Raw genomic sequence first — 4,092 nt, 5'->3', positions numbered from 1 at the left:
TTGCGGTTAGCGCTCTTCAAATTCGGCCAGCGTGGCCAGGGCGCTCTCCAGCAGGTACTCGTCGTCCTTGGCGCGCGCAATGTCCACGCGTTGCTGGAAGAAGGCGCGTGCTTCGGCAGTCCGACGTATTTCGTGCGCGAGCACCCCGAGCTGGAACAAGGCGTCGAGCACGATGTCGGTGTCCTCCAGGGCCTTGCCCAGCGCCAGGCGCTGCTGCAGCCAGGTTTTTGCCTCGGCATGTCTGCCCAGCTCGTAGGCATTTTGCGCCAGGTTGTTGATGACGCCGGACAGGCGCTTGTCCGTGCCGAAGCCGAAGGCGGCTTGCGCATCGGTGAGCAGTTGCCGGTTGTGCGCCAGCGCTTCGGCGAAGCGGCCGGCCTCGTGCAGGGCGTAACCGATTTCTTCGCGCATACCCAGCTTCTGCTCGACGCTCAACGTGACGCCTTCGTGCGCGGCCCAGTGGGCCGACTGCTGAATGTGTTCGATGGCGGTGTCGTATTCCTTGGCCTCCAGGGCCGACTCACCGATGGCGTAGTGTTGTTCATAACGCCCGGTGGGGGTCAGCTTGCCTTTGGCGGCGCGCATGGCCAGGGCGCGCAGGCCCAGAGGCAGGCCTTCGGTGTCCTGCTGGCGTTTGTGGAACACCGCGAACTGCAGCCACAGCAGGTCGGCCATTTCGTCGGAGTCGGCTCCCACGGCTTCGGCCAGGGGCTGCAGAGCGGCCAGGTCGGCCGACATGCGTGAACCGCTGAACACGCCGCTGGCGTCGTACACGGTGTCGCTCAACCGCTTGAACTTTTTCGCAAACCGCTGTGCGGGGGTACCGAATGAGAAGAATGCCATGGTGGTGTCGTCCTCGTTCAGTCGGCCAATGCGCGCGAGACCACTTCGTGGGTGTCTTTGCTCAAATCGGTTTTGGCGGCGACGCGGGCAATCGCTTCACGCGCCGCGCTGCGGTAGGGCTCGGCCAGCTTGCTCCAGCGGTCCAGGGCGCGCGCCAGGCGGGCGGCGACCTGCGGGTTGATGGCGTCGAGCTCCATCACGCGGTCGCTCCAGAACACATAACCGGCGGCGTCGGCGCGGTGGAAGGCGGCGGGGTTGCCCTGGCAGTAGGTGCTGACCACGCTGCGTGCGCGATTCGGGTTGCGCAGGCTGAAGTCGGCGTGCTTCATGAGCTGCTTGACGGCCGGCAGGATGTTGCCGTTGCGGTCGGGCGCGCCGGCCTGCAAGCCAAACCATTTGTCGATGACCAGGGCTTCGTCCTTGAACATGGCGTGGAACAGCGGCAGCGCCTCGCCGGCCAGGGCATGGCCGCTGGAGACCAGCGCGGCCAGCGCGTTGAAGCGGTCGGTCATGTTGCCGGCGTCCTTGAAGCGCTGCAGGGTCTTGCCGGGCCAGGTGCCATCGCCCGTGGTTTGCGCGGCCAGGCACAGATAGGTCAGCGCCATGCCTGCGAGCGCGCGGCGGCCGCTGGAGATGGGGTCGGGTGTGTAGGCGCCGGTGTCGTGGTTGGCCTGGTAGGCGGCCTCCCAGTCGGCGGCCAGGGCCGTGGCCAGTTGCAGGCGCATGGACTCGCGCACCGCGTGGATGCGTTGCGGGTCGACCACTTCGAGTTGTTCGGCCAGGTAGGTCTCGGACGGCAGCGTGAGCACCAGTTCCTTGAAGGCCGAATCGAGCGTGGGGTGGCGCAGCACCTGGCGCATGGCGTCCAGGTAGGCTTCGTCGAGCACGGCGGCGGGGGTGGACACCGCGGTGATGGCCGCGATGGCGCGGTTGACGGCCAGGCGCTGGCCGGCCTCCCAGCGGTTGAAGGGGTCGCTGTCGTGCGCCAGCAGGTGCAGCAGCTGGGCATCGGTGTAGTCGAACTCGAGCACCACCGGGGCGGTGAAGCCGCGCAGGATGGAGGGCACGGGCTCGGCATCGATGTTGGTGAAGGTCAGTGTTTCGCTGGGCTGCGTGAGCACCACGGTGCGCGTGCTGGCGGGCGGCTGGCTTTCGCCGGCGAGCTGCAGCGGCAGGTCTTGCCCATCCGCGCCCAGCAGGCCCAGGCCGACCGGGATCACAAACGGTTGCTTGACCGGCTGGCCCACCGTGGGCGCGCAGCTTTGCGCCAGCGTCAGCGTGTAGGTGCGGGCGACGGCGTCATAGCTGCCTTGCGCGCGCACGCGTGGCGTGCCGGCCTGGCTGTACCAGCGCTTGAACTGGGGCAAGAGGCGCGCCAGGTCCGACATCGGGTTGGCGTCGGCAATCGCCTGCGCGAAATCGTCGCAGGTCACGGCCTGGCCGTCGTGGCGCTCGAAGTACAGCGTCATGCCGCGCGCAAAACCCTCGCGCCCGACCAGGGTCTGCATCATGCGCACGACCTCGGCGCCTTTTTCGTAAATGGTGACGGTGTAGAAGTTGCTGATCTCGACATAGCTGTCGGGCCGCACGGGGTGGGCCATGGGGCCGGCGTCCTCGGGGAACTGGGCGGTGCGCAGCACACGCACGTCCTCGATGCGCTTGACGGCGCGGGCCGAGGGGGCGCCGGCCAGGTCCTGGCTGAACTCCTGGTCGCGGAACACCGTGAGGCCTTCTTTCAGGCTCAGCTGGAACCAGTCGCGGCAGGTGACGCGGTTGCCCGTCCAGTTGTGGAAGTACTCAWGGCCGACCACGCTCTCGATGTTGGAAAAATCCACGTCGGTGGCRGTGGCCTGGTTGGCCAGCACGTACTTGGTGTTGAAGATGTTCAGGCCCTTGTTTTCCATGGCGCCCATGTTGAAGTCGCTGGTGGCGACGATCATGAAGCGCTCCAGGTCCAGCGGCAGGCCGAAGCGGGCTTCGTCCCAGGCGACAGAATGCATCAGCGAGGTCATGGCGTGCTCGGTCTTGTYGAGGTCGCCGGGGCGCACGTAGACCTGCAGCGTGTGCTGCTTGCCGGCGCGCGAGGTGATGCGCTGCTCACGGCTGACCAGCTGGCCGGCCACCAGGGCGAACAGGTAGCTGGGCTTTTTATGTGGGTCCACCCACTTGGCGAAATGCCGCGCGCCGTTGGGGCCGGGCTCCAGCGGGCCCTGGTCGACCAGGTTGCCGTTGGACAGCAGCACCGGGTACTGGGCCTTGTCGGCGCGCAGGGTGACGGTGTAGCTGGCCATCACGTCGGGGCGGTCCAGGAAGTAGGTGATGCGGCGGAAGCCCTCGGCCTCGCACTGCGTGAAGAAGGAGTCGTTGCTGACGTAGAGGCCCATCAGCTTGGTGTTTTTGGCCGGGCAGGTGGTGGTGAAGATTTCGAGGTCGAAGGGCTCGTGGCCTTCGGGCAGGTTTTCCAGCACCAGCTGGTTGCCTTCCATCTTGAAGGAGGTGCCCTGGCCGTTGACCAGCACGCGCGACAGGTTGAGTTCCTCGCCGTCGAGCTTGAGCGGCTGGGCCGGCACGCCGGGGTTGCGGCGCAGGCGCATCTTGTTGAGCACGCGGGTCTTCGCCGGGTCCAGGTCGAAGCACAGGTCGACGGTGTCAATCCAGTAGGCGGGGGCGATGTAGTCGGCGCGGTTGATGACCACCGTGGGTCCTTGTCCTGATCCACGGTCATCGGGCATTTGCAACATGGCTACTTCCTCAAAATCAAAACAGTCTAAAAACTCAAATCAAATCAGCAAACCCCGGCCGGCCGGCGTGGCCGCCCGGGCGGGCCTTTATCAGACGCCCTGCTTCAGCGAGGCCTCGATAAAGACGTCCAGGTCGCCGTCCAGCACTTTCTGCGTGGCCGAGACCTCGACGTTGGTGCGCAGGTCCTTGATGCGGCTGTTGTCCAGCACATAGCTGCGGATCTGGTGGCCCCAGCCCACGTCGGTCTTGGTGTCTTCCAGCTTTTGCTGGGCTTCCTGCTGCTTGCGCAGCTCGAAGTCGTAGAGCCGCGAACGCAGTCGCTTCCAGGCCACGTCGCGGTTGCTGTGCTGGCTGCGGCCGTCCTGGCACTGCACCACGATGCCGGTCGGGATGTGCGTCAGGCGCACGGCCGAGTCGGTCTTGTTGATGTGCTGGCCGCCGGCGCCGCTGGCCCGGAAAGTGTCGGTGCGCACGTCGGCCGGGTTGATCTCGATCTCGATGGAGTCG

Annotated in this window: 3 protein-coding genes; all 3 read right to left on the bottom strand. The window is 66.3% G+C overall.

The window, feature by feature from the left end:
- Positions 1-6 precede the first annotated feature (6 nt).
- Positions 7-843 (bottom strand): tetratricopeptide repeat protein, encoded by an 837-nt coding sequence (locus AC1D0P_RS22890; protein WP_477678848.1) that lies wholly within the window; start codon positions 841-843, stop codon positions 7-9.
- 17 nt (positions 844-860) lie between these two features.
- A complete protein-coding gene (pepN, locus tag AC1D0P_RS22885) occupies positions 861-3,584 on the bottom strand; it encodes an aminopeptidase N (RefSeq protein WP_477678847.1) in 2,724 nt (907 codons plus the stop codon).
- A gap of 90 nt (positions 3,585-3,674) precedes the next feature.
- Positions 3,675-4,092 (bottom strand): peptide chain release factor-like protein (locus AC1D0P_RS22880; RefSeq protein ID WP_477678846.1); only part of this gene is annotated, 418 nt, incomplete at its 5' end.

The sequence above is a fragment of the Polaromonas sp. P1_G2 genome (genome assembly GCF_056405515.1).
Note: the sequence above shows the minus strand (reverse complement) of the source record. Positions and strands in the feature narration are given on the sequence as shown.